Genomic DNA, 605 nt, shown 5'->3' with positions numbered 1-605 from the left:
AGGCCCGGGACGTGCGGCTCTCCATCTTGGCGGCGGCCACTGCGCCGACATGCCGGATACGTTTGTGCAGACCGGACACAGGCACCTTCACCGACCACCTTGCGGACGGGGCGGGCCATACGTTTTTTTAGCACGTCGCGCTCCATGCGCGTACGGTCGAGCTCACGCCGCAGGCGGGCGATCTCGGCGGCCTGATCGGACGGCGAGGCGACCGGGCTTGGTGGCGCACTCCCCGTCGATCCGGCCGGCCGCGGCCGGGGTAGGGCCCCGTTCAGCGTGGCGCGCCACTGCCTCAGCATCGAGGGCTGGATCCCGAGCTCGGCCGCGACCTGCATCTGTGGCCGGCCGCTGCTCTCCAGCAGGGCGACCGCTTCGCGTTTGAACTCGGGCGTGAACTCGCGTCTCGTCTTCGCCATCCGACACCTTCCCCGCTCAGCATGAGCGTATCAGAGGTGTCCGCGATGCCGAGGGAGGATCAGCCCTGGCCTCCGAGTACGGGCGCTATGGCTATCGCCGCGTCACCGCGCTGCTGCAGGCGGCCGGCTGGCGGGTGGGCAAGGACCGGGTCCAGCGCATCTGGCGTCGCGAGGGGCTGAAGGTCCCCA

At 70.2% G+C, this 605-nt stretch carries 1 protein-coding gene and 1 pseudogene; one reads left to right on the top strand and one right to left on the bottom strand.

Annotated elements, in window-relative coordinates:
• The coding region (locus ACLBYB_RS32695; protein ID WP_447701367.1) for a transposase at positions 1 to 416 on the bottom strand (416 nt) is incomplete at its 3' end.
• Positions 417 to 478: 62 nt separating this feature from the next.
• On the opposite strand from ACLBYB_RS32695, the pseudogene ACLBYB_RS32690 reads away from it, so the two are divergent.
• Positions 479 to 605: pseudogene (locus tag ACLBYB_RS32690) on the top strand (IS3 family transposase); the annotation flags it as partial.

The organism is Methylobacterium sp. D54C (assembly GCF_053345595.1).
The sequence above is the reverse complement of the archived record's forward strand: the minus strand, read 5'-3'. Positions and strand labels throughout refer to the sequence as shown.